The sequence below is a fragment of the Demequina soli genome (assembly GCF_000971195.1).
Lineage (GTDB): Bacteria > Actinomycetota > Actinomycetes > Actinomycetales > Demequinaceae > Demequina > Demequina soli.
The window spans coordinates 309,362-334,081 of sequence record NZ_BBLZ01000003.1 but is presented as its reverse complement, the minus strand read 5'-3'; the positions used below and the strand labels follow the sequence as shown (position 1 = coordinate 334,081).

The window sequence follows — 24,720 nt, the reverse complement described above, 5'->3', positions numbered from 1 at the left end:
GGACACCAGCCATGGGCGCCGGCCACTCCCACTCCGATACCCCGCCGCGCGCGACACCCGCCGTGTCGCGCCTGCTGTGGGGGCTCGTGGTGGGGGTGGTCGCCGCCGTCATCGTGGGCGCGGCCATGACGTGGCCGTCGTCGCTCGACCGCCTCGGCTCGGAGCCGTTCTACGCCGAGGGCACGGTCAGGGTCGAGGGCGAGGTGGTCTCGGTCGACCCTGAGACGGGCGCGTCCGTGGTCGACGTGACCACCGCGGGCGAGGAGGGCCAGCGGACGATGGCGCCGCCCGGCGTGGCGTCGCTCACCCTCGAGCCCGGCGACCGGATCACCGCGATCGACGTCGGCCAGGGCGACCTCATCTTCTCCGACTTCCAGCGCGCGTCGCCGATGATCGCGCTGCTGATCGTCTACGTCGCGCTCGTGCTGGCCGTCGCCTGGTGGCGAGGGCTCGGCGCGCTGCTGGGCCTCGCGCTCGCGTTCGGCATCATCGCGCTCTACACGGTCCCGGCGCTCTTCGACGGCGCGAACCCGGCCGTCGTCGGGCTCGTCACCTCGGCCGGGGCGCTCTTCGTGCTGCTCTACGTCGCCCACGGCGTGAACGCCCGCACCACCACCGCGTACCTGGGCACCATCGCGGGCCTCATCATGACGGCGCTGCTCGGCACGTGGGCCGTGACCGCCGCGCGCATCCCCGGCGTGCCTTCCGAGGCGGAGATCGGTATCGCGGTGGTCGAGGGACGCATCTCGCTCCACGGCCTCGCGCTGTGCGGCCTCATGATCGCGGGCCTCGGCGTGCTCAATGACGTGACCATCACGCAGGCCTCCGCGGTGTGGGAGCTGGGCGCGGCGCGGCGCGACCTCGGGCCGTGGCAGCTGTTCCGACGCGGCATGCGCATCGGCCGCGACCACATCGCGTCGACCGTCTACACGATCGCCTTCGCGTACGTCGGCGCCTCGCTGCCGCTCATCATGCTCATCGCCGTCTACGACAACCCCGTGGGGGTCGCCATCACCTCATCCGAGCTGGCGGGCGAGGTGGTCCGCACGCTCGTCGGCTCGATCGGGCTCGTGCTCGCGGTGCCGCTCACCACCGCGATCGGCGCGCTCATCGTCGGATTCGGCGGCGAGCAGCGCGACGATGCGGTGGTGCCCGCCGGTGGGGAAGCGCCTGCCGGTGGGGAAGCGGTCGCCGTCGTGGGCCCCGAATCCGACGACTGAGGTCGTACTCGCGATGCGCGCGCCGCTTTCGTGCTGTTTTCCACCGTTTTGGGCGATTCTTCTTGACGCGTGCGGGGCGTACAGACACGCTTGACGTGGCGGGCATTCGTGGGCGCGTTCAGCGCCTACCTGGGGGACAGAGCAGGATGCGGCGTCCCCTTGTGAACGTCGTGGCAGCGCGCCTGGTCGCAGCGCCACGGCGCCTCGCGCCCGGGCTTTCCCTCAGCGGCCCGGGCGCGAGAGCGCCTGCGCGCCACCCGCGCGCAACTGTGAGCCTCACCACGGAAACGGCGCTGGTTCGCACTGCGGATTCTCAAAGTTGCTGAGCGGGTCGGCTGACGGCTGCGCATCGGCGCGGCGCCGGAGAGCAACTTTGAGCCGCACCGCGGAAACCGCGCGCCTTTGCACTGCGGATTCTCAAAGTTGCTGAGTGCGCAGTCCGACCCGCCCCGCGGCGTCCCTCCCCGAGCCACCTGAGACAATGGACCCCATGTCTTCGACCACCCGCCTCCTGCCGCCGCTGCGCATCGGCCCCCTCGAGGTCGACACGCCGGTGGTCCTCGCCCCGATGGCGGGCGTGACCAACGCCGCCTTCCGCCGCCTGTGCCGCGAGCACGGCGGCGGCCTCTACGTCGCCGAGATGGTGACCTCGCGCGCGCTCGTCGAGCGCACCCCCGAGTCCCTGCGCATCATCGCCCACGACCCCGACGAGACCCCGCGCTCGGTGCAGGTCTATGGGGTCGACCCGGCGACCATCGGCGCGGCGGTCAAGATGATCGCCGAGGAGGATCGCGCCGACCACATCGACATGAACTTCGGCTGCCCCGTGCCCAAGGTCACGCGCAAGGGCGGCGGTGCGGTGCTGCCGTGGAAGCGCGACCTGTTCAAGGACATCGTCACGGCCGCCGTGCGCGAGGCCTCGAAGTTCGACATCCCCGTGACCGTGAAGATGCGCAAGGGCGTCGACGAGGATCACCTCACCTACCTCGACGCCGCCCGCACCGCCGAGAAGGTGGGCGCCGCCGCGGTCGCGCTGCACGCCCGCACCGCCGCCGAGTACTACTCCGGCACCGCCGACTGGGAGGCGATCGCGCGCCTCAAGGACGCCATCACCACCATCCCGGTGCTGGGCAACGGTGACATCTGGCAGGCCGAGGACGCGCTGCGCATGGTCGAGCAGACCGGCTGCGACGGCGTGGTGGTCGGGCGCGGGTGCATGGGCCGCCCGTGGCTCTTCGCGGACCTCCAGGCCGCGTTCGAGGGCCGCGAGGACCGCGTCAAGCCGGGACTGCGCGTGGTCGCGGACGCGATCTACCGCCACGGCGAGCTGATGATCAAGCACTTCGGCGACGACGAGGACAAGGGCATGCGCGAGCTGCGCAAGCATATGTCCTGGTACCTCAAGGGCTACCCAGTTGGCGGCGAGACCCGCCGCGCGCTTGGCCTGATCTCGACGCTCGCCGAGCTGCGCGAGATCCTCGACACGCTCGACCTGGACGCCGCCTACCCGGGCGCCGAGGCCGAGGGCCCGCGCGGCCGTCAGGGCTCGCCGCGCGTGCCCGCGTGCCCCGAGGGTTGGCTCGACACGCAGGACATCACGCCCGACCTCGAGCTGCGCCTGCGCGAGGCCGAGCTCAGCGTCTCCGGCGGCTGAGCGCCGCCCGCACGCCCGCCCCGGGTGTGACGAACTGCACCCGACAAACCGCGCATACCTGCATTAACGTGAGCCCATGAGCCGGGTTCGTGCGTACCTTGCGATGTCGTTGGACGGGTTCGTCGCGGGTCCGGGCGATGACCTGGACTGGCTCGAGCCCCGGGCCGAGGGCGCCCCGGCGGTCGCCGCCGAGCCGTGGTCCGCGTCCGACGCCGACGCGCTGCACTTCGGCGACTTCCTCGACCGCGTCGGCTGCATCCTCATGGGCCGGCGCACCTACGACATCGTCACGCGGTTCCCCGACTGGCCGTACCGTGAGATCCCCATGCACGTCGCGACGCACCGCCCGCTCGACAACCCGCAGCCCACCGTCACGGCGTCGCGGGGCACCATCGCCGAGATGGTCGAGCGGGCGCGTGCCGTCGCGGGCCGCAAGGACGTCTACCTCGACGGCGCGACCGTGGTCCGCGACGCGCTCGACGCGCGCGTGCTCGACGAGCTGGTGGTCACCGTGGTGCCCACCGTGCTGGGAAGCGGCATCGCGCTGTTCGGCGGGCTCACGCATCCCGCGGAGCTCACCGCGGAGCACGTGGTGCGCTTCGCGGACGGCTTCATCCAGATCCACCTCGCGTGCCCCACGGCGCGCTGAGGCCGCGACCGGGTCCCGGGCCCGCGCATCGTCCCCGCTAGAGTCGGAATGTGAGCGCCCTTCCCGACGGCTACGCCGCAGCGGACGTGCAGCGCTACGTCCAGGAGCCCCCCAAGCAGGCGCAGCGCACGCCGTTCGAGCGGGACCGCGCGCGCATCGTCCATTCGAGCGCGCTGCGCCGGCTCGGCGCGAAGACGCAGGTGCTGGGCGCCGGCACCGGCGACTTCGTGCGCACGCGCCTCACGCACACCCTCGAGGTGGCGCAGGTGGGCCGCAGCCTGGGCAAGGTGCTCGGCTGCGACCCCGACGTGGTCGACGCGGCGTGCCTCGCGCACGACCTGGGCCACCCGCCGTTCGGCCACAACGGCGAGCGGGCGCTCGACGAGGTGTCGCGTGACATCGGCGGCTTCGAGGGCAACGCCCAGACGCTGCGGCTGCTGGTGCGGCTCGAGCCCAAGACGTTCGACCCGACGACGGGGGAGAGCGCCGGCCTCAACCTCACGCGCGCGGCGCTCGACGCGGCGGTGAAGTACCCGTGGACCGAGGACGCGACCCCCACGCGGCCCGACGGCAGCCCGACCCGGAAGTTCGGCGTCTACGCCGACGATCTGCCGGTGTTCCACTGGCTGCGCGAGGGCGCGCCGGACCGGGCGCAGAGCTTCGAGGCCCAGGTGATGGACCTCGCCGACGACGTCGCCTACTCGGTGCACGACGTCGAGGACTCGGTGGTCCACCACACCGTCTCGCTCGGCGTGCTGCACGATCCCGGTCGTGCCCGGGAGATCGCCCGGCACGCGCGCTCCTGGTACGGCCGCGGCGACGAGGAGGCGCTCATCGCGGCGCTCGACCGGCTGCGCGCGGAGCCGTGGTGGATGGACGAGTACGACGGCTCACACCGCGCGCTCGCCACCCTCAAGGACATGACGAGCCAGCTGATCGGCCGGATCGTCGGCTCGGTGGCCGCGGCCACGCGCGCCGAGTACGGCGACGGCGCCCTCACGCGCCACCACGCGCGCCTGATCATCCCCGAGGGCACGGCCGACGAGATCCTCATGCTCAAGGGCATCGCCGTGCACTTCCTCATGGCGCCGCGCGAGCGCAAGCCCGCCTACGCGCAGCAGCGGCAGCGCCTGGCCGACCTGGTGGGGGCGCTCGTGGCGCTCGGCGACCAGGCGCTCGAGGCCCATTTCGCGGCCCTCTACCGCGAGGCGGGGGACGATGCGGCGCGCACCCGGGTGGTCATCGACCAGGTGGCGTCGCTCACCGACAAGTCGGCGTACGACTGGCACCACCGGTACGTGGCGCGTCGCAGGGCCTGACTCAGGCGTCCGTCGCGTCGGACCGGCGTGCGAGCGTGCGATGCTCGACCACGAGCACGGCGACCACCAGTGCCGCGCCGAGGAGCCCCGCGAGGACGGGCGCGAGCATCGGGTCGTGCGGCGCGACGCGACCGCCGTCGGCGTCCTGCCACGGCCACAGCGCGATCGCGGAGCCGGCCATCACGCCGGTGAGGATCACGAGCGTGATCCGGCGGTGGTGCTCGAGCAACCACTGCAGCGCCTTCACGATGGTGACGAGCCCGATCGCGGCGCCGACCGCGAAGGCCGCGAGGTAGGCCCAGTCGCGGTCGTTGAGGGCGGCGATGGTGGGCTCGTACAGGCCCAGCGTGAGCAGCAGGAACGATCCCGACAGCCCCGGCAGCACCAGGGCGGACACGGCCAGCGCGCCGGCGGGGACCAGCACGTACGGCTCGGGGGAGAGGTTCCCGGCCGGCAGCGACACGAGCACGGCCACCGCGACGGTCGCGAGGGCGACCAGCGCCCACTCGCGCATCGTCCATGCACCGTCCCGACCGGACCGGGTGGCGGCAGCGCGGGAATGCCGGAACGGCACCGCGAGCGAGGCGAGCACGAGGCCGAGGAAGAGCCCGCGCATCGTCTCGGGGTGGTCGGCGAGAAGGCCCTCCATCACATGCGCCATGGTGAGCAGCGCGACGCCCATGCCGAGGATGATCGGCACGAGCACCCGCCATGCCACCCGCGCGAGCTGGGCGCGCGCCTCGCCGAGGCCGCGGCCGCGCGGGACGTCGGTGACGGCGTGGCGGACGCCCGCGATGAGGTGGCCCGCGGAGGTGAGCAGCGTCTCGTACACGCCGGTCATGAGGGCGACGGTGCCGCCCGAGATGCCGGGCACGGTCTCGGCGGTGCCGATCGCGGCGCCGCGCACCACGTCGAGCGCGACCAGGCCGGCGGTCCGGGGGGCCTGCGGCTCGCCGGACTCGACAGGGGAGAGCGGGTGGCTCACGCGCCCTCGGGGGCCGTCGCGGCGGATGCACGGGCGCTGCGGCATGCGCGCTCGCGCAGGAGCAGCCACAGCGCGACCGCCGGGAGGATCACGGGGAACCAGCCGTAGGCGGAGCCGTAGCCGGTCCACACGGTCTCGTCGGGCCACCACGAGGACTCGATGTAGCCCAGCGTGCCGACCGTGAGCACGCCGGCCAGCTCGATGGCGGTGCCGACCAGCGCGACGCCCGCCCAGCGGCGCCACAGCGCGACCGCGATGGCCACATAGAGCAGCGCCGACAGGCCGGATACCAGGTAGGGGACCGGCGCCTCGGACAGCTTGGTCGAGATCTGGAAGCTCGAGCGGCCGAGCGCCGCGAGGGCGAGCACCGAGTAGCCGGCGATCAGCGAGATGCGGGCGACGGGGTTCATGCCGCTCCCTCCACGATGGTGAGGACGCGCCAGAACACCGTCGCGAGGGCAACCGCGACGATGACCGCCGCGACCGCGTCCACGCGCACGATCTGCGCCGGGGTGAGCACGGGCCGGTCGGGGTCCGTGTCCGCGGCGGCGGCCTCGGGCGTGCCGAGCCGCCCGATCCCGAGCAGCGCGAGCACCGCGATCGAGGCGACCGTGTAGCCGATGCTGAGGAACAGGTCCTGGTCGAGCCCGGTGAGCATGAGGACCACCACGGCGGCCGCGTGGATACCGGTCGCGGCGTAGGCCACCGGGATGGCGAGCTTGAGGAGCCGGTGGGTGCGCGGCGTCGCGAGGGTCGCGAGACCCAACGCGGCAAGCACCGCGCACACCACCAGCACGAGGGGGTAGATCACCCCCGTGTACAGCTCCACTAGGCCTGCTGCGCCGCCTGCTGCACGCGCATCGGCAGACGGGTCATCTCCTCGCCGTCCACGCTGATGACCCAGGAGAACAGGCGGGGCTTGTCGAAGCGCAGGCCGTCGATGGTGAAGGCGAAGCTCGCGACCTGCTCGTCGCCGTCCACCAGGTGCGGCGGGCGGCCGACCGTGAACTCCCCGCCCATCGCGCGGACCGGCGCGGGCTTGCCATCGGCGTCGGGACGGATCCCGATCGGGTACTCCTCGCCGTCCTCGGTGAGGAGCTTGAGCTCGAACTGGTGGGCCCGGTTGGTCTCGTTGAACGGCACGTGGACCACGGCGCCGACCGAGAGGCGGCGGTGCACGGCAGGGAAGCCGCGCACGAAGATGATGTTCCACCCCGCGCCGAGCGCGTAGATCTTGTTCTGCACGACCTCGGCCGAATCGGCGAGGAATGCGTCGACTCTCACAACAGCGTCCTTTCGTGGGGTGCGCGTCAAGCCTAGCGCCACCAGGTGACACTCGATGCGGCGGGCGGTGGACGATGCTGGGGCCGGGTGCCGCACGCGGGTACTCTGTGCGCGTGGCGGGCACCATCAACAGAGACGACATCGCGGCGGTCCGCGAACGCGCCCCGATCGAGGAGATCATCGGGCAGCACGTCTCGCTCAAGTCCGCCGGCGTCGGCTCGCTCAAGGGGCTGTGCCCCTTCCACGACGAGCGCTCGCCCTCGTTCCACGTGCGGCCCACGGCGGGCCGCTGGCACTGCTTCGGGTGCGGCGAGGGCGGCGACGTCATCGAGTTCGTCATGCGCATGGACGGGCTGCCGTTCGCGGAGGCCGTCGAGTACCTCGCCGAGCGCGCCGGTGTGACGCTCCGCTACGAGTCTGGCGGGCGCCGCGGCACCGAGCAGGGCGCGAGCATGCGCCGCCGGCTGCTCGAGGCGCACCGCGTGGCCGCCGAGTACTTCGTCGAGCAGCTCGAGAGCCCCGAGGCGCGCATCGCTCGCGACTTCCTGCGCGACAGGGGCTTCGACAGCGCGGCCGCCGCGACGTTCGGGTGCGGCTACGCGCCGCAGGGCTGGTCCCACCTCACCGACCACCTGCGCAGGAAGGGCTTCACTGAGCCCGAGCTGAAGGCGTCGGGCCTCGTGTCCGAGGGCCAGCGCGGCATCTACGACCGCTTCCGCGGCCGGCTCGTATGGCCCATTCGCGAGGTGACGGGGGACGTCATCGGCTTCGGCGCGCGCCGCCTGCATGACGACGACCAGGGCCCCAAGTACCTCAACACCCCCGAGACGCAGATCTACAAGAAGAGCCACGTGCTCTACGGGTTGGACCTCGCGAAGGGCGCCATCCGAGGCGAGCGCACCGCGGTGGTGGTCGAGGGCTACACCGACGTGATGGCGTGCCACCTCGCGGGCGTGACGAACGCCGTCGCGACGTGCGGCACCGCGTTCGGCGAGGACCACGTCAAGGTGGTGCGCCGCCTCATGGGCGACACCGGGCAGGCGCAGCTCAAGGTCGGCTCGACCGGCGCCAAGGTGGTCTTCACGTTCGACGGCGACGAGGCCGGCCAGAACGCCGCCCTCAAGTCCTTCGCGCTCGACCAGCAGTTCCTCGCGCAGACGTTCGTCGCGGTGGACCCCGAGGGCATGGACCCGTGCGACATCCGTCAGCGCGACGGGGACGATGCGGTGCGTCGCCTCATGGAGCGGCGCGTGCCGCTGTTCGAGTTCGTCATCAAGGCGTCGCTGTCGAGCCACGACCTCGAGACCCCCGAGGGGCGCGTGGCGGCGTTGCGCGCCGCGGCGCCGATCGTCGCCCAGATCCGCGACCGGGCCATCCGCCCCGAGTACGCGCGGCGCCTCGCCGGCTGGCTCGGGATGGAGCCCGCGGACGTGCTGCGCGCGGTGTCGCGGGCGGGGGAGAGGTCGGGCGGCGCATCGTCCACCCGCCGTCCCGGCGCCCCGGCCGGCGGTCCGTCGGGAGGCCAGGCCGTGCATCGTCCCGACGACGGCCCGCCGCCCATGGACCCCGAGACCGGGCAGATCGCGACCGTGGTGATGGACCGTCCCAACCCGCGCGACCCGGTGGTGCGCACCGAGGCGCTGTCGCTGGGCGTGCTCCTGCAGCTGCCCCGGCAGATCGCCGAGGACGGGCAGGCGCTCGGGATCGTGGGCGAGCTGTCGCGGGAGGCGTTCCTCACGCCCCAGTACGCCCAGGTGTTCGACGCGGTCGCGGCCGCGGGCGGCCCCGCGGCGGGCCAGGGCGACTGGGTCGGAGCCGTGGTGGAGCAGGCCGGGCCGGACCTCGCGGCGCTCGTGTCGCAGCTCGCGGTGACGCCGCTGCCGCACGACAAGCCTGCCGAGGCGGGTCTCTACGCACGCTCGGTGCTGGCGAAGGCGCTCGACAACTTCCTCACCCGCAGGGCCGCCGACCTGCGCGGCCGCATGCAGCGCGCGGGCGCGGGGACCGAGGCGGCGAACGAGGCGTTCGCCGAGATGATCCGGCTCGAGCAGCGGAGGCGCGCGCTCAGGGAGGGGTAGGCATGGCCGATCCGAGGATCTCGTTCGTGACGCTCGGGGTCGCGGACCTCGCGCGGTCGCGCGCGTTCTACGAGGCCTGGGGGTGGGTGCCTGCGCAGGCCGAGGGCGACATCGTCTTCTTCCAGGCCAACGGCGTGGTGATCGCGCTGTTCTCTCTCGCGGACCTCGCGGACGATCAGGGGAGACCCGGCGCCGTGCTCGGCGTGGGCGCGATGACGCTCGCCCAGAACTACCCGAGCGAGGCCGAGGTCGATTCCGTCTACGCGGAGGCGCTCGCGGCCGGGGCCACGTCCCTCAAGGCACCCGAGAAGGTGTTCTGGGGCGGCTACTCGGGCTACGTCGCGGACCCGGACGGGCACGTGTGGGAGCTCGCGATGAACCCGTTCTCGCCGCCCGGTCCCGACGGGTCGGTGACGCTCGGCGACTGAGGGCCGCGCGCATCGTCCCCGTTCCCTCGCCGGCGCGACGCTGCTAGCGTCCGAAGGATGGACGCGGGTGACGCCGTGGCACGGCGCGCGCGGAACGACGTCGGGAGGCTGAACGCCGCCGACGTGCCTGCCGTCCGCATGGTGCGCGACCTGTGGCTCGGGGAGCTGGTGAGGCGCTCGCAACGCAAGGTGCTGCGGATCATGCGCGAATGTGCGTTGGTGCGGCCCTGGTGGGAGAGGTCGCCGGTCCTGGTGCTGGTGGCGCCACTGGTGCTGACGTGGGCGGTGGTGCTCTCGTCCGGCGGGGCGGCGGTGCTCGCGACCGCGCTGATCGCGTGGGCGGCGGTGGCGGAGCCGCGGCTCAACCGGGCCGAGCGACGCGACCTGGCGCTGCTGCTCCGGGCGTACCGGAACGCGGCCGCCGACGCGCTCGACGCGCGCACCGACGCGGAGATCTACGGCTGGGAAGAGAAGAGGCCCGGTCCTCGTCGAGGACCGGGCCGGTGGCTCCCCCGACTGGACTCGAACCAGTAACCTGCCGATTAACAGTCGGCTGCTCTGCCAATTGAGCTACGGAGGAAGGCGAGGAATACTCTACCGGATGCCTGGCGGGGCCGATGACCATCTGGGTCATAACTAAGCCACGCGGTTGAGAAGTTGTCGGCGGCTAGACTGTCCGGCGGCCTCCTCGGGGGCCCAGGGCCAGTAGCTCAGCAGGTCAGAGCAGTGGACTCATAATCCATCGGTCGCGGGTTCGAGCCCCGCCTGGCCCACCGCAGGGGAACACTCGTTATGCAAGTGTTTCGTCACTCGGTATTGGTTGGATGCGTCGCGCCGTGTCGTGATCGGGCTGGCCGCGAGCGGCATGAGCCACCGACACAGCGTTGCGAGCCACGCGAAGGGCGTTGTGGCCTGGGACGGGCCGCATCGTTGCGCGTTTTTCGTCCCGAGAGCGCGTTCTGGGTAGGGCTGCTTCGGCGGGTTGTGCGCGGCCAGAGACGCAGTGGCATCGGCGCAGTGGTTCTGCTACGACGGTGACGAGGACGACGTGGCGATCCAGCGCTACCGCGCCGCGAGGCCCCGGCTCGAAATCGCCGCCACAGGCGAGTTCGAGCCAGGGCCGGTGGTCGGTGATATCAGGAGCCCGCGGCGGCGAACCGCTTCTCGCCGACTGACGTGATCGCCGCGTCACCTGCGTCTCCCTCGATGGACACGCGCGGGGTGATGCGGTCGGCCCATCGGGGGTACCACCAGCTGCGGTTTCCCAGGAGGTGGAGGACCGCGGGCATGAGGCCCAGGCGCACGACCACGGCGTCGGCGAGGATCGCGAGGGCGAGACCGACACCCATCTCGGCGATGATCCGCAGAGGCATGAGCCCGAACGCGGAGAACACGGAGAACATGATCGCGGCGGCTGCGACGATCACGGGTCCGGTCTCGGCGATGCCGACGCTGAGGGCGCGCCGGTTGTCGCGCGTGCGGGTCCACTCCTCGTGGACGCGGCTCATGAGGAACACCTGGTAGTCCATCGACAGGCCGAAGACGATGCCCACGACGATGATCGGGACGCTGGGTTCGATGGGTCCTCCGGTGCCGATGCCGAGGAGCGACGACACCCAGCCCCAGCCGAAGGCGGCTGTGACGGCGCCGAGCGACACAGCCATGGTCAGCAGGTTGCTCAATGCCCCCACCAGCGGAACCGCGATGGAGCGGAACGCCACGGCGAGCACCACGAACCCGAGTGCGGCGATCACGAGCAGGTAGACGGGCAGCTTCTCGGTCAGCAGGGTGGCGAAGTCGACGTTCATCGCCGTGGTGCCGCCGACGAAGACCTCGAGCGAGGTGCCGTCCTCGGCCGCGGGGATGAGGTCGTCGCGCAGGCGGTTGACCAGGTCGGCAGTCTGGGCGGAAGCGGCTGAGGTGGTCGGCATGGTAGTGACGAGAGAGACGTCGGCGTCGGTGCCGGCGGTGTAGGCCACCTGGACGCCGTCGGCACCCTCGATCGCGGTGACGAGGTCGGCGAACGCATCCTTGGTGGAGTCGTCGGGAGTGGCGGCGACCACCAGCAGCGGGGAGTCGAACCCGTCACCGAAGCCTGTGCCCATGAGCTCGTGGTGCCGGTATGCGGGGGAGTCGACGGGTTCGCTGGTGGCGTCGGTCGATCCCAGGCGGATGCCGAGTGCCGGCGCGGCGAGGATCGTCATGATGAGCGTCGCGGCCGCGGCGACGGCGACGGGCCGGTTCGCGACGGTCTTGGCCCAGCGCGAGAAGAACGGCGAGGCCTCATCGTGGAAGCCGGCGGCGCCGCTGTTGAGGTAGGCGCGACGGCCTCGACGGCCCAGGACGCGCGGGCCGAGCACGGCGAGCAGTGCGGGCAGCAGCGTGATCGCCGACGCGACGGTGAAGGCGACGGTGAGGGCGGCGGCGAGGGCCATGCCGGACAGGACGCCGATCTGCAGCAGGAGCAGGCCGACCAGGGCGATCACCACGGTGGCGCCGGCGAATACGACGGCACGCCCGGAGGTGTTGACAGACTCTTCCACGGCCTGCAGGACGGTCGCGCCCTTCTTGAGCGCCTTACGGAAGCGGTTGACGATGAACAGGGCGTAATCGATGCCGACGCCGAGTCCGATCAGCGAGCCCATCTGCGTGGCCGTCGAGGGGATGTCGATGACATTCGAGCCGACGGTGACCACGAGGATGGACGCACCGACGCCGGCGACGCCGGTGACGATCGGGAGGATGCCCGCCAGTGCCGACCGGAAGACGAGCATGAGGATCGCGAGGGCTGCGATGATGCCGATGAGCTCGACCGGCGGGGCGGTGAACTCGGCCTTGAACCCCGATCCCCACGCCGCGGCATCGACCACGGTTCCGGCGTCGACGGCGTCGACTGCCTCCGTCACCTCGGACGAGACCGCCTTGCGGTCCGCATCGTCGGTGAACGTGATGGAGGCGAACGCGGTCTCACGGTCGGCGGAGATCTGAGCGGCACCCTCATCGCTGTAGGGGCTGGCGACGGATGCGACACCGTCGATCGCCGCGAGGTCCGCGAGCAATGCGTTCACGGTGTCGACCACATCGGCGTCGTCGACCGTGCCGGACTCGGCGTGCCACACGACCTGGCCGCTGGCCTGCGGCGATGAGGTCGACGAGGCGCCGAGCTCACCTAGCAGTGCATAAGCCTTGGTTGACTCGGTCGATGGGGCGTCGGTGGGGGAGATGAAGTTCGAACCAATGGCGGTGGTGGCAATGCCGAGGCCGGCGATCATCGCCACCCAGAGGGCGATGACGGTGTACCGGTTGACGGCGCACCAACGTGCAAGACGTGACATGTGAGGCATCCTTTCGATGGAGGTCACTGGACCCCACCGTGCCCGTGGGCGTGCCTCGCCCGCGTCTGCCGCCGGGAGTATTTCTCGTTCGCGTGTACTCCCGGGGGAGTAGACACGAATCAGGGGAGGCCGCCGCGCCGATCAACGACAGCGATGCCTCGACGAAACGCCTCGACGACCAGCTGCGCGCGGTCGCGCGCAGCCAGCTTCGTCATCGCACGGCTGACGTGCGTCTTCGCCGTCAGTGGCGAGATGAACAGCCGTGCGGCGATCTCCGCGTTCGACAGGCCCTCCGCGACGAGCCCCACCACCTCGGCCTCGCGTTCGGTGAGGTCACCCAGGTCGGGGCCTGCTGTTACGGCCGATTGAGCAGTAGGCCGGGACAGGTGAGCGCCGATGAGAGCCTTGGTGGCAAACGGTGAGAGCAATGCCTCGCCGGCGTCGACGACGCGGATCGCGGCGATGAGGTCCGCCGGGTCGACGTTCTTGCCGAGGAAGCCGCTGGCTCCCGCTTCGAGCGCATGGAAGACGTACGCGTCCTGCTCGAAGGTGGTCAGGATCAGCACCTTGACGTGCGCCAGCGTGCGATCCGCGGCGATCAGACGGGTCGCGGCGATGCCATCGAGGCCGGGCATGCGGATGTCCATGAGGATGACGTCCGCGCGGGCGTCGCGTGCGACCTTGACCGCGGTTCCCCCATCGCCTGCCTCGCCGACCACCTCAAGGTCCGGCTCGGCGTCTATCAGCACCTTGAAGCCCGCTCGCATCAACGCCTGATCATCCGCCAGGACCACTTTCACGGTCATCCGCGTCCTCCTTCCAGAGGCAGGCGCGCGTGCACGCGGAAGCCTCCCGTGCGATCTGCCGCGGCCTCCAGGGTGCCGCCGATCGCGTGCACACGCTCCCGCATGCCCACCAGGCCCAGCCCGCCCGACACGCCGATGCTCGAGCGCCCCGAATCTCCGAGAAGCACCGGCGAGTCATTGGCCACGGTGATCACGAGGGATGCGCCCTCTATCTCAACCGTCACCCCGATGGCAGATCCCTCGGCGTGCTTGCGGGCATTGGTGACCGCCTCCTGCACCACCCGGTAGGCCACCAGCCCGACCCCCGGCGGCACGACGGCCTCAGTCGCGTGGTTCGCGTACGAAACCTCCACGCCGGCGACGCGGACCTCATCGATGAGGGATGGGATGTCACCGACCTCAGGCAGGGGCGTCGTTTCGATACCGGCCTCATCCGTGCGAAGCACTCCCAGGAGCGCTTGCATCTCGCTTAGCACCGACCGGGCAGCGCTGCCGACGTGGCGCATCGACGCGGACGCTTCGCCTGGGTCTGTCGCGATGAGCCGCTCCGCGGCGCTGGCCTGCACGCCGATCAACGCGATGTGGTGCGCGACGAGGTCATGGAGCTCGCGCGCGATGCGCAGGCGCTCCTCGACCACACGCCTGCGTGCGGTCTCCTCGCGCGTCTGCTCCGCGCGCTCGGCACGATCCTTCAGCGCCGCTACCGTCTCCCGCCGTTCGCGCACCGCGATGCCGGCCGCCGTGACCGCCCAGATCCACAGCAGGATGTCCTCGCGCTGGACGATCTCGTCAGTGAAGACGAGGAAGCCGAGGGCGAGGACGACGAATGCCACCGAGGCTGCACCTGCCGCTGCGAGCGTGACGCGTCGATCTCGGGTGCTCGCGAAGAGGTACAACGCGACGGTCATCGCGAGCTGCGCGCCGTTGACGGTCCACGCGCCGGCAATCCCGACGAAGGTAGCCGTGACGGTCACCGCGAGCACGGCCACCGCGTTACGGCGCCACAGCAGCAGCGCGGCGCCGCTGACCGACGTCAGCACGACATCCCAGCCCGTCATGTCGAGTCCGATGCCGGGCGCCACGAGCGTCACGAGAGCCGGTCCCACGACGAACACTGCCAGAAATGCGGCGACAAGCGCCGGACGTCGGGCCAAACGGTGCGGGGTCGCGGACGTGTGTGGGTTCTCTGTCACGTCACGCTCCTCGTCATGCCGAGCCGAAGGACCGACGGAGACACCTTACGGGCTCGTCGGTTGGGGACGACCCCGTGCGTCCTTGGGGCCCTCCGCGCTCCCCAATTCTCCAGCTCGACCGTGCGGTTGCGATGTGCGGCTTCGCTCCTTCGAGTCGTGCCCACCGAACGGGGGGACTACGCGTTCGTCTGCTCGAACAGCCAGTTCTGGATGCCGGTGATCTCATAGGCGACGCGCCAGGTGTTGAGGTGCTCGGTGACCTCGTTGTCGGTGATGCCCTCGGGCACCACGTCGCTGAGGGTCGTGAAGTGGATCGAGGTTTGCGCGGCAGCCATCTCTGCGGCGGCGGCGTTCTGGTCCTCGACGCTGTCGGCGGCGGACCAGGCGCCGTCGGTGACATCGGTGCCGGCGGCCTCGACGGCCTCCTCGATGGCGGTCATGCCGGGCAGTGCGCGCTCGTCGCCGGTGGCGGCGATCATCCAGATGTTCTGGTCGGCGAGCTCGGCGAGGCGGTCCGTGTAGGCGTCATCGGCCTGGCCGGCGACTAGCATCGCGCCGGCGAACATGTCGGGGTACTCGATCATCATCGAGATCGCGCGGATGGTGCCGGCGGACTGGCCGGTGAGGTAGATCCGGCTCGGGTCGATGCTGTAGTCCTCGACCAGCTGCTTGATCAGCTCGACGGTGGTCGTGACGTCGTCAGTCTCCTCGCCGGTGTACTGCGGGGCGAGCACGAACGACTCGTTCTCTGCTTGCGCCTCGTCGGTCGCCCACGAGGTCGCACCGTTGCCCTGCGTCAGGGTCGCGACTGGGTCGGTGCCGGTCGCAGTCGCGTCGGGCATGAACACGACGATCGGATAGGACTCGGACTCGTCGTAGCGCTCGGGCGTGTACAGGTTGTACATGAGCTCGTCAGCGGTCTCCGTAGAGGTGTAGGTGAGCTGTTCGAAGTCCTCGACGCCCAGGTTCGTGTTCTCGGCGTAGTCGGTCTCGATGGCGTCCGAGGCGGCGTACACGTTGCCGTCAGTGGCTTCGACCTCGCCGGTCTGCGTGATCGTCACCGCGAGCTCATTGCTCGTGCTGGTCGAGCCCATGCCGCCGCCCATCCCTGCCGAGGGCACCTCGCCCGACGGCACCTCGCCCTCGGGAAGCTCGGCGGGACGCTCGCCCGAGGGACGGTCGTCATCCGAGGCGGCGCTCGACGAGTCTTCGCTGGGCTCCTCCGCGAGCGCCGCGTCGTCCGACGAGGCCGCCGCCCCGTCCTCGGTTGCGGTGCTGTCCTCGGTGGTCGTCTCCTCGCTTGAGGTGTCGCTGCCGGGGCCGTCGCCCTCGAGCGCGTAGGCGGCATTGATCGCGTCGGTCGAGACTTCCACGATCACGAAGTTGCCGTCCGCCGCTTCGTCGGCGATCGCGGCCTCGGCGTTGGTGTAGACGTCCGTCACCTCGTAGCCCTCGATCGCAAAGTCCTCGGTCGACAGGCTGTCGGCGTCGATCTCGGAGGCGTACTGGACCGCGACTGCGGTGATCTTCTGGCCGTCGCCATACACCTGAGTGATCACGTCCGTTCCCACGATCCCGGTCGAAGCCGTGTCGCCGCTGGCGTCATCGGTGGAGTCGGTGGTGGAGCATCCGGCGAGCGTGAGGACGGCGATAGAGCCGATCGCCGCCGTCGTGGCGAGCTTGGAAGTCATGATTGGTGTGATCCTTTCGGTGGAGGGAAGTCGCGGCCGCTGGGTGCTGCGGTTCGGCGCGCTACGGTCGCCACCGTTCCGCCAAGCCCTGAGAAAATGCTGATAATGCCAACCGATTGTGCGGTGAGTGGGGGGCTGGTTCGCCGCGCACGCTGCCCGTCGGGACCATGAGTCGGTCGTGGCGGGCGCCCATGCGACGCCGCGACGTCGCGGCGGCCCTCAGGTGGCGAGCGATTCACCTGAGCCGGACGACGGGCTCCGCGGTTGCCACGTCTGCGCCAGGAACGCCAACACACGGGTGACGCAAGGGTCCCACGAGTCACAGTGAGTTCTCCGGGCGAAGAGCAAGTCGAGGAGTTCGTAGGTGGCGAGGTTGAGGCACGGGTGGACGGGATCGCCGTACGACGCTATGTTGTCAATCGGTTGCCAACGATGGGTTGCACTGCAACGGTCCCCGCATCGTTCGCCATCCGTTCGCACATGGCTGTTCAATTACACGGAGGATCATCTTGTCCGCATCGTCCATCCCGGTTCCCGTCCACATGAGCGCCGAGGCGCGCGCCTACCTGCAGATGCTGAGCATGGTGCCTGTCAACGTGCTCCCCGAGCCCGACGATGTCGAGGCGTGGAACGCCGTGGTCGCCGGCATGGCTGCTCCCGAGTTGGCGCTCACGATGGGGCTCGTGACCTCCGGGGTCGTGTATGACGACTCCCCGGTCGAGGCGGCCGTCGTCGAGCTCTCGAATGCGCGCATCCATGTCGCGACCCCCGCCGGCCAGGCGTCCGAGGATCCTCGGACGATGCTGTTCATCCACGGCGGCGGGTTCACGAACGGCGGGGGAGAGTCGGCCCGCCTGGTGGCGCCGTCGATCGCCAACTCGTACGGCGTGCGCGTGTGGAACCTCGACTACCGCATGCCGCCCGCGTACCCCGCGCCGGCCGCGCTCGACGATGCGCTCGAGGCGTACGCCAGGCTCGTGGAGGAGGTCGGCCCCACCAATGTCGTCGTCGGCGGTCTGTCCGCAGGGGCCAACATCGCGACGGCCCTCATGCTGCGCCTGCAGGACGAGGGTCTGCCGATGCCCGCGGGTCTCCTCATCAACTCGCTCCCCGGTGATGCGGCCGCTGACGGAGACTCGCATCACATCAACGCGTTCGCCGCGACCTACGTGCCCGGCGATCTGGCGAAGGTCTACAGGATGTACGCCCGCGGAAGCGACGCCACGCATCCGTACGTCTCGCCCCTCAACGGCGATATCGGTGCAGCGTGGCCCCGGACCATCCTGCTCAGCGGCACGCGCGACTTCCTGCTGTCCGACACGGTCCGCATGCACCGCAAGCTCCTCGCCGCGGGCACGCACGCCGAGCTCCACGTGTTCGAGGGCGCACCACACGGCTTCTTCGGAGGCCGCACGCCGGAGGATGCCGAGCAGGTGGCTCAGGTCCGCGCCTTCCTCGCCGCCGTCTGGGAGCGCTGAGACGGACATGGGCGTCATCACCACAGTCAGGGGTGACATCGCGCCGTCCGAGCTCGGCTTCACGAGCGCGCATGAGCATCTCAACTTCGACAACACCCTCATGGCGAGCGTGGTGAAGCGCTACACCGGTGCCACGATCCCCGCATCGATGCTCGAGCTGCGCGTCGACAACCTCGCGTTCCTGCGCGACTCCGGCGGCGCGATCTCGCCCGACTGCGCCACCGCCGGCGACGTCGAGCACAACGCCGCCGAGCTGACGTACTTCACGCAAGCCGGGGGCAGCGCGGTGTGCGACGCCACGCCGATCGGCCTGCGTGGCGACGTGCGCGCGCTGCGCGAGGCATCCGAGCGCTCGGGCGTCCACGTCGTGTGCTCGACGGGCTTGTACGTCGCGGACACGCGCCCCGCCGAGTGGGACGGTGCCTCCGAGGAGGCGCAGTACACGCATTTCCTGTCCGAGGTCACCGAGGGCATCGACGGCACCGACATCCGCGCAGGCATGCTCAAGTGCGCGCTGTCGACCACCGACCCGTCCGGGCCGCTCAACGAGGTCGAGCTTGCAACCCTGCGTGCGCTCGGGCGCGTGGCCGTAGCGACCGGCCTGAGCCTGCACGTCCACACGGCGTTCCCGATGTCGTCCGCACAGGTGCTCGCCGGTGTCGATGCGGCGCTCGCCACCGGTATCGATCCCGACCGGCTCGTGATGATCCACATGGATTCTTTCCTGCGCCCGTGGAGCGCGCTCGACGAGTACGTCGCGGGCATCGACACGCCCCGCACGGCCTCGACCGAGCTCGCGCGAGCGGTGCTGGCCAAGGGCGTCAACATCGGCTTCGACGCGTGGGGTGCCACCGTGTCGCTGCTCCCGGACGATCATGACCGCCTCAAGGGTCTCGCGGATCTGCTGCGCGCGGGCTACGGCGACCGCATCGTGCTCGGGCATGACGTCTTCAGCAAGGCGCACGGCAAGACCTGGGGCTATTACGGCCTGACGAGGTTCCCGCAGTTCGTCTCTGCGGGGCTCGCCAAGCTCGGCTTCGAGGACGACGCATTCCGCCGGCTCGTGGTCGACAACCCTGCTCGCATCCTGGCTCACTGAGGAGTGACGATGATTCCCGATACACAGCACCTTCCCGCCCGGGACATCCCGTGGCCCGCGTCTGTCAGCCAAGCCGCCCGCGACACTCTCGCGCTAGGCGGTCTCGGTCAGGCGGTGCCGTGGCCGGCGCTCGACGACGCGAACGGCTGGCGCCGGCTCATCGCGATCATGAATGAGGCGGCCGCGTCCATGCAGGTGACGGTGCCCGCAGGTGCCATCACGCCCGTCGCGACCGAGATCGCCGGCGTGCCGGCGTTCCTGTGCACCCCGGAGGAATCGTCCATGCGCGCCGATGCGGTGGTCCTCCACGTGCACGGCGGCGCTTGGATCCAGGGCGGCGGTGCCGCATGCGGCACGGGGGGAGCTTCTCGCGCCGAGGGGTGGGCCGCCCCTGTGATCGCCGTCGACTATCGCATGCCGCCCGACCATCCGTTCCCGGCCGCGCTCGACGACTGCCTCGCCGTCTACCGCGCGCTCCTAGACGACCGCGACGCGAGCGACATCCTCGTGTCGGGGGAGTCCTCCGGCGGATCGATCGCCGGCGCGCTCATGCATCGGTTGCGTGCCGAGGGCCTGCCGATGCCCGCGGGACTTCTGCTCGACACGCCCGCCACCGACCTGACGTGCTCGGGCGACTCCATGGTGGTGAACGACGGCCTCGACCAGGCGCTCACCGGAGACTTCCAGCCAACGATGGCGCTCTACGCGGGCGGGCACGATGCGCGCGATCCCTTGGTGTCGCCGCTCTACGGTGATCACCGCGGCTTCCCACGCACGCTGCTCCTCACGGGTACGCGGGACCGCATGCTCTCGGACGTGGTGCGTCTCCACGGAGCGCTGCTCGACGCGGACGTGGATTCGCAGCTCCGGGTGTTCGAGGCGCAGGGTCACGCGGGCTTCCTGGGGCGCGCGCCCGAGGATGCCGAGCGGGTCGCGGCCGCGCGACGCTTCGTCGCTGCCCTTTTAGGCGGCTGACCAGGTCCACACCGACTGGAAGCCCCGCAACCTCGTCGTCGCGAGGCTTCCAGCCGGTTTTGGCAATCGGTTGACAAGCTGCGCATCCCCGTGCTGTAATCGAGGGAGCGGCGCCGTCAGCCGGCGCCCGTGGCGGATGCCGACGGAGCCCGACGCCCCGCTGGCGATCCGCCTCCGCATCTCACTTCGATGTGCGCCGAGACTGCCTCCTCCTGCGCTCGCGCACCGGCCCGTCGGCCAGGAGCCGACCCATGAAGGGAACCATGAGCACCTCCTTCCCCGCGGACTTCCTCTGGGGCGCGTCCACCGCGCCGCACCAGATCGAGGGCAACAACGTCGCAAGCGACTTCTGGGCCAACGAGGGGCGCATGCCCGGCATGGAGCGCAGCGGCGACGCGTGTGACAGCTACCACCGCTACGAGGAGGACATGCGTCTCCTCGCGGACAACGGATTCAACTCCTACCGCTTCGGCATCGAGTGGGCGCGCATCGAGCCTGTCGAGGGGCACTTCTCCAACGCCGAGCTCGCGCACTATCGCCGGATGATCGAGGCCGCACAGCGACTCGGTCTCGAACCCGTCGTGACCCTCCAGCACTTCACCGTTCCCGCGTGGTTCGCAGCCAAGGGCGGCTGGACGGCTGATGACGCGGTCGAGGCGTTCAGCCGCTTCGTCGAGCGTGCATGCACGATTCTCGACGGCGTGCGCTGGGTGGTGACCATCAACGAACCCAACATGCTCGCGATGATGGCAACCATGGCGCTCCGCATGCAGCAGAAGGTCGCCGACGAGTGGCAGAGCCCGACCCTCGACGCTGGCGCCGAGGAGAAGAAGGGCCGGCCCGCGGTCCTTCCCGAGCCCTCTCCGGAGGTGGGCCGTCGCCTCATCGCCGCGCATCACGCGGCCCGCGATATCGTTCGCGCGCAGACCCAGGCGAAGGTGGGCTGGACCGTCGCGAATGGTGCACTCGAGGCGCGCCCCGGCTCGGAGGATGTGCTCACCCGAGTGCGCCAGGTCCGAGAGGACATGTACCTCGACGCCGCTCGCGAGGACGACTTCATCGGCGTGCAGTCCTACTCCACACAGCTCGTCGGCCCGGACGGCGTGGAGCCCACCCCGGCGCACCCGGACAACACGCTGGTGGGCACGGCCTACCGACCCGACGCGCTCGCGATGGCCGTTCGCCACACTGCGGAGGTCACCGGCGGGATCCCGATCATGGTGACCGAGAACGGCATCGCTACCTCGGACGACGCCCGCCGCATCGCCTACACCACCGGTGCCCTCGAGGGCCTCGCCGCGGCGATCGCCGACGGCGTCGACGTGCGCGGCTACCTCCACTGGAGCCTGCTCGACAACTACGAGTGGGGCCACTGGGAGCCGACCTTCGGGCTGGTCGCGGTCGATCGCGAGACTTTCGAGCGCACGCCCAAGCCGAGCCTCGGATGGCTCGGCGGCGTCGCGAAGGACAACGGACTCCAGTGACGCTCTCCGCCCTCCCCGCCTCGCTCATCGCGGATCCTTTCGTCGCCCTGAGCCGCATGCCCATGAGCTCGGTGCGCCGTGCTCCCGCCGCGACCCTCGACGGTGAATGGGACTTCCAGCTCCTCGCCAGCCCGCACGCGTCGTTCGGCGAGTGGGGTACGGCCCAGGTGCCGAGCCTGTGGACCATGACGTCCGAGGCTGACCCGCCGCACTACACCAATGTGCCGATGCCGTTCGCCGAGGTGCCGCCGCACCTGCCGGAGCGCAACCCCACCGGCGTCTACCGGCGCATCGTCCGGCACGACATCACCTCGGGAACCCGCCTGGTGCTGCATGTCGGGGCCGCCGAGAGCGCGCTCCACGCCTTCGTCAACGGCGTCCACGTGGGCTCGAGCACCGACTCCCACCTCGCGGCGGAGTTCGACGTCACCGAGGCGTGGCGCGAGGGCGACAACGAGGTGCTCCTTGCTGTCGTCAAGTACAACGCTGAGAGCTACCTCGAGGATCAGGACCACTGGTGGCACGGCGGCATCGCCCGCTCCGTGCACCTGTTCGAGCTGCCCGAGGCGCGGCTCGCCGATGTCGCCGTCACCGCGGACTGGGATCCCGCGACGCGCCTCGGCGAGCTCACCGTCAAAGCCTCGACCATCGGCCTGGCTCACCGCGCTGACCTCGACTGGACCGTCGAGTTTGAGGCGCTCGGCGAGACGACCCGGGTTCCCGTCACCCCGCGCCAGGCGACGCAGACCCTGCCGCCCGCGGCTGATGACCGTGACGTGCGTCCCGAGCCGCGCTTCCCCGCGGACATGATGGACATCATCGCGATCCACGCGGCCGGTGGTTACGTGCCCGAGGCGGCCAAGCCGATGATCAACGCCTTCGCGCAGACTGTCATGCATGCGACGCAGGCGGGCGAGGCGACCGTGACCCGCTCCGAGGTCGCGGTCGCGTCGTGGAGCGCAGAGCAACCCCATCTCGAGACGGTCAAGGTTCGGCTGCTCGACGGCGACGGCACGGTTGTCGACGCCGCGGAGTACAGCGTCGGCTTCCGCCGCGTCGAGATCGTGGGACGCGACCTGCTGGTCAACGGTGAGCGCATCATGATCCAGGGCGTCAACCGCCACGACTCGGACCCGCAGACGGGTCGCGTCATGACACGCGAGGGCATGCTCGCCGAGGTCGCGCTCATGAAGCGCCACCACATCAACGCGGTGCGCACCTCGCACTACCCGAACGACCCCGTGTTCCTCGACCTGTGCGACGAGGCCGGCCTCTACGTCGTCGATGAGGCGGATATCGAAGGCCACGGCTTCGCCGGCTCTCTCGCGAGCGACCCGCGCTACCTGTCGCGCTTTCACGAGCGCTTCTCGCGCATGGTGGTCCGCGACCGCAACCACGCCTCGGTCATCATCTGGTCGCTGGGCAACGAGACCGGCTATGGCACGGCGCACGACTCGATGGCGGCGTGGTCGCGTGCCTTCGACCCGACCCGTCCCGTGCAGTACGAGGGCGGCATCGCGAGCGACTGGCACGGCGCGCATGCCTCGACCGACATCGTGCCGCCCATGTACCCGTCCTTCCCGGCGCTCGAGATCTGGGCGCGTGACGAGCGCGCCGATCGCCCGATGATCCTGTGCGAGTACGCGTACTCGCAGGGCAACTCGACCGGCGGCCTCGCGCACTACTGGGAACTGTTCGAGACGCTGCCCGGCATGCAGGGCGGCTTCATCTGGGAGTGGCGCGACCACTCGCTCGACCCTGACGGCAGCGGCCGGTACAAGTACGGCGGCGACTTCGGCGACATGCCCAACGACGGCAACGTCCTCAACAACGGCATCGTCCTCCCGGACCTCATGCCCAAGCCCGCGCTGGCGGAGGCAGGCGGAATCTTCTCGCCGCTGCGCCTCGAAGGCGCGTCGGCAGACGTACGTGAGGGGCGGATCGTGCTGCGCAACCGCGGGTCGTTCGCGAGTCTCGACGCGTTCGACGCCGAGATCCGCGTCGAGACCGTCTGCGGTCCCGTCGCGACCACGATCGTGCGCCTGCCGGCCATCGCACCGGGCACGTCGGGTCCCCTCGACCTCCCGGCGGAGGTTGTCGCCGCGGCGGCAGGCGACGATGCGCTGGCCGTGACGGTCCAGCTGCTCACGCGGGCGGACGCCGTGTGGGCACCCGCGGGAAGTCCGCTCGCGGCGGCCCAGGTGATTCTCGAACGCGAGGTCCCCGCGCTGCCGACGGCTCACGTTGGCGCGCCGACGCTCGCGGACGGCGCCCTCGTCCACCCGCTCCTCGTCCGCGCACCCGAGCTGTGCCTCTGGCGCGCGCTCACGGAGAACGAGCGCGCGTTCTCCATGGACAAGCGTTTCATCCGCACGGGCTTCTTCCGGCTCGAGCTCGCCGAGACCTCGGTGACGGACGATGCGACGGGCACCACGGTGACCCGCGCGTACCGCACCGCGTGGGACGAGACGGTGACGCACAGGCGGCGGATCGTCCACGTGGGGGAGGGCGACTACGTGCTCCACGAGGACGTGACCCTGCCCGAGGGCCAGTCGGACGGCGTGCGCGTCGGCATGGAGATGGAGCTGGTCGAGGGCATGTCGGACGTCGAGTTCGTCGGCCTGGGTCCGTGGGAGAACTACCCCGACCGCCGCTTCGCCGCGCTGCTGGGCCGCTGGTCGAGCACCGTCGACGCGATGGACACCCCCTACATCGAGCCGCAGGAGAACGGGACCCGTGGGGGAGTCCTCGAGACGGTCGTCTCGGGCACTGCCGGACGCGTGTCCACGTCGCACGCCGAGGAGCTCCACTTCAGCGCTTCACATCACACCGCCGCCGATCTCGAGGCCCACGACCACTGGTGGCAGCTGCCCGAGCGCGCGACCACGGTCGTGCACCTCGACATCGCACAGCGCGGCGTGGGCACGGGTCGACTCGGCCCGGATGCGCTCCAGCTGACCCGCCTCGCCCAGGACCACTACGCATGGAGCTGGCGCCTCACCCTCGCCCAGGCGTGACGCACGGCCGCACAACGTAAGGACA

Annotated in this window: 20 protein-coding genes and 2 tRNA genes; 13 read left to right on the top strand and 9 right to left on the bottom strand. The window is 70.6% G+C overall.

The features are described 5' to 3' along the window. Positions 1-11 precede the first annotated feature (11 nt). From AOM04_RS08080 to AOM04_RS08065, 4 genes are all read left to right on the top strand, one after another. A complete protein-coding gene (locus AOM04_RS08080; RefSeq protein WP_062464255.1) occupies positions 12-1,220 on the top strand; it encodes a YibE/F family protein in 1,209 nt (402 codons plus the stop codon). A gap of 490 nt (positions 1,221-1,710) precedes the next feature. Next, complete coding sequence (gene dusB / locus AOM04_RS08075) at positions 1,711-2,874, top strand: tRNA dihydrouridine synthase DusB (RefSeq protein WP_228373666.1); 1,164 nt, start codon at positions 1,711-1,713, stop codon at positions 2,872-2,874. A 76-nt stretch (positions 2,875-2,950) separates the two neighbouring features. Next, positions 2,951-3,523, top strand: coding sequence for a dihydrofolate reductase family protein (locus AOM04_RS08070; RefSeq protein ID WP_082104502.1), 573 nt, complete (start codon positions 2,951-2,953; stop codon positions 3,521-3,523). Between the two features lie 50 nt (positions 3,524-3,573). Further along, on the top strand, positions 3,574-4,842 hold the full coding sequence (locus AOM04_RS08065) for a deoxyguanosinetriphosphate triphosphohydrolase (RefSeq protein WP_062464252.1): 1,269 nt from the start codon (positions 3,574-3,576) through the stop codon (positions 4,840-4,842). A gap of 1 nt (position 4,843) precedes the next feature. Here AOM04_RS08065 and AOM04_RS08060 read toward each other — a convergent pair whose 3' ends face one another. From AOM04_RS08060 to AOM04_RS08045, 4 genes are read right to left on the bottom strand one after another with little or no spacing between them, the layout of a single operon-like run. Further along, positions 4,844-5,827 carry a DUF368 domain-containing protein gene (locus AOM04_RS08060; RefSeq protein WP_062464456.1) on the bottom strand — a complete coding sequence of 328 codons (984 nt, stop codon included), beginning with the start codon at positions 5,825-5,827 and terminating at the stop codon, positions 4,844-4,846. Then, a complete protein-coding gene (locus tag AOM04_RS08055) occupies positions 5,824-6,237 on the bottom strand; it encodes a hypothetical protein (protein WP_062464251.1) in 414 nt (137 codons plus the stop codon). The genes AOM04_RS08060 and AOM04_RS08055 overlap by 4 nt, the downstream gene beginning before the upstream one ends. Continuing rightward, positions 6,234-6,656: a hypothetical protein gene (locus AOM04_RS08050; protein ID WP_062464250.1), complete on the bottom strand. Its 423-nt coding sequence runs from the start codon at positions 6,654-6,656 to the stop codon at positions 6,234-6,236. Before AOM04_RS08050 ends, AOM04_RS08055 begins: the two co-directional genes overlap by 4 nt. Next, on the bottom strand, positions 6,656-7,111 hold the full coding sequence (locus AOM04_RS08045) for a DUF6941 family protein (protein ID WP_062464249.1): 456 nt from the start codon (positions 7,109-7,111) through the stop codon (positions 6,656-6,658). The genes AOM04_RS08050 and AOM04_RS08045 overlap by 1 nt, the downstream gene beginning before the upstream one ends. Before the next feature lie 113 nt (positions 7,112-7,224). On the opposite strand from AOM04_RS08045, the gene dnaG reads away from it, so the two are divergent. From dnaG to AOM04_RS14325, 3 genes are read left to right on the top strand one after another with little or no spacing between them, the layout of a single operon-like run. Beyond that, a complete protein-coding gene (dnaG, locus tag AOM04_RS08040; protein WP_062464455.1) occupies positions 7,225-9,189 on the top strand; it encodes a DNA primase in 1,965 nt (654 codons plus the stop codon). 2 nt (positions 9,190-9,191) lie between these two features. Then, the gene (locus AOM04_RS08035; protein ID WP_062464248.1) at positions 9,192-9,617 is read left to right on the top strand and encodes a VOC family protein; all 426 of its coding nucleotides are present in this window, start codon (positions 9,192-9,194) and stop codon (positions 9,615-9,617) included. A 57-nt stretch (positions 9,618-9,674) separates the two neighbouring features. Beyond that, positions 9,675-10,151, top strand: coding sequence for a hypothetical protein (locus AOM04_RS14325; protein WP_082104500.1), 477 nt, complete (start codon positions 9,675-9,677; stop codon positions 10,149-10,151). On the opposite strand, the gene AOM04_RS08030 is transcribed toward AOM04_RS14325, so the two are convergent. Continuing rightward, positions 10,122-10,197, bottom strand: a tRNA-Asn gene (locus AOM04_RS08030). The two genes, AOM04_RS14325 and AOM04_RS08030, sit on opposite strands and share 30 nt — an antisense overlap. Before the next feature lie 119 nt (positions 10,198-10,316). Here AOM04_RS08030 and AOM04_RS08025 point away from each other — a divergent pair. Beyond that, positions 10,317-10,390, top strand: a tRNA-Ile gene (locus AOM04_RS08025). 363 nt (positions 10,391-10,753) lie between these two features. On the opposite strand, the gene AOM04_RS08020 is transcribed toward AOM04_RS08025, so the two are convergent. From AOM04_RS08020 to AOM04_RS08005, 4 genes are all read right to left on the bottom strand, one after another. After that, entirely contained in the window at positions 10,754-12,952 is a 2,199-nt protein-coding gene (locus tag AOM04_RS08020; protein WP_062464247.1) for an MMPL family transporter, read from the bottom strand. Between the two features lie 119 nt (positions 12,953-13,071). Continuing rightward, positions 13,072-13,758 (bottom strand): response regulator transcription factor, encoded by a 687-nt coding sequence (locus AOM04_RS08015; RefSeq protein WP_062464246.1) that lies wholly within the window; start codon positions 13,756-13,758, stop codon positions 13,072-13,074. Next, positions 13,755-14,951, bottom strand: a complete 1,197-nt coding sequence (locus AOM04_RS08010) for a histidine kinase (protein WP_156160662.1) — start codon at positions 14,949-14,951, stop codon at positions 13,755-13,757. The genes AOM04_RS08015 and AOM04_RS08010 overlap by 4 nt, the downstream gene beginning before the upstream one ends. A gap of 176 nt (positions 14,952-15,127) precedes the next feature. Continuing rightward, entirely contained in the window at positions 15,128-16,642 is a 1,515-nt protein-coding gene (locus tag AOM04_RS08005) for an alpha/beta hydrolase-fold protein (RefSeq protein ID WP_062464244.1), read from the bottom strand. Positions 16,643-17,151: 509 nt separating this feature from the next. On the opposite strand from AOM04_RS08005, the gene AOM04_RS08000 reads away from it, so the two are divergent. The 5 genes from AOM04_RS08000 (at position 17,152) to AOM04_RS07980 (ending at position 24,695) form a co-directional block, all read left to right on the top strand. Next, on the top strand, positions 17,152-18,120 hold the full coding sequence (locus tag AOM04_RS08000) for an alpha/beta hydrolase fold domain-containing protein (protein WP_156160661.1): 969 nt from the start codon (positions 17,152-17,154) through the stop codon (positions 18,118-18,120). A 7-nt stretch (positions 18,121-18,127) separates the two neighbouring features. Then, positions 18,128-19,219: a phosphotriesterase family protein gene (locus AOM04_RS07995; protein WP_062464243.1), complete on the top strand. Its 1,092-nt coding sequence runs from the start codon at positions 18,128-18,130 to the stop codon at positions 19,217-19,219. A 9-nt stretch (positions 19,220-19,228) separates the two neighbouring features. Further along, positions 19,229-20,194, top strand: a complete 966-nt coding sequence (locus tag AOM04_RS07990; protein ID WP_062464242.1) for an alpha/beta hydrolase — start codon at positions 19,229-19,231, stop codon at positions 20,192-20,194. Between the two features lie 263 nt (positions 20,195-20,457). Continuing rightward, positions 20,458-21,678: a glycoside hydrolase family 1 protein gene (locus AOM04_RS07985; RefSeq protein ID WP_062464453.1), complete on the top strand. Its 1,221-nt coding sequence runs from the start codon at positions 20,458-20,460 to the stop codon at positions 21,676-21,678. Further along, a complete protein-coding gene (locus tag AOM04_RS07980) occupies positions 21,675-24,695 on the top strand; it encodes a glycoside hydrolase family 2 (protein ID WP_062464241.1) in 3,021 nt (1,006 codons plus the stop codon). Before AOM04_RS07985 ends, AOM04_RS07980 begins: the two co-directional genes overlap by 4 nt. Positions 24,696-24,720: the final 25 nt, after the last annotated feature.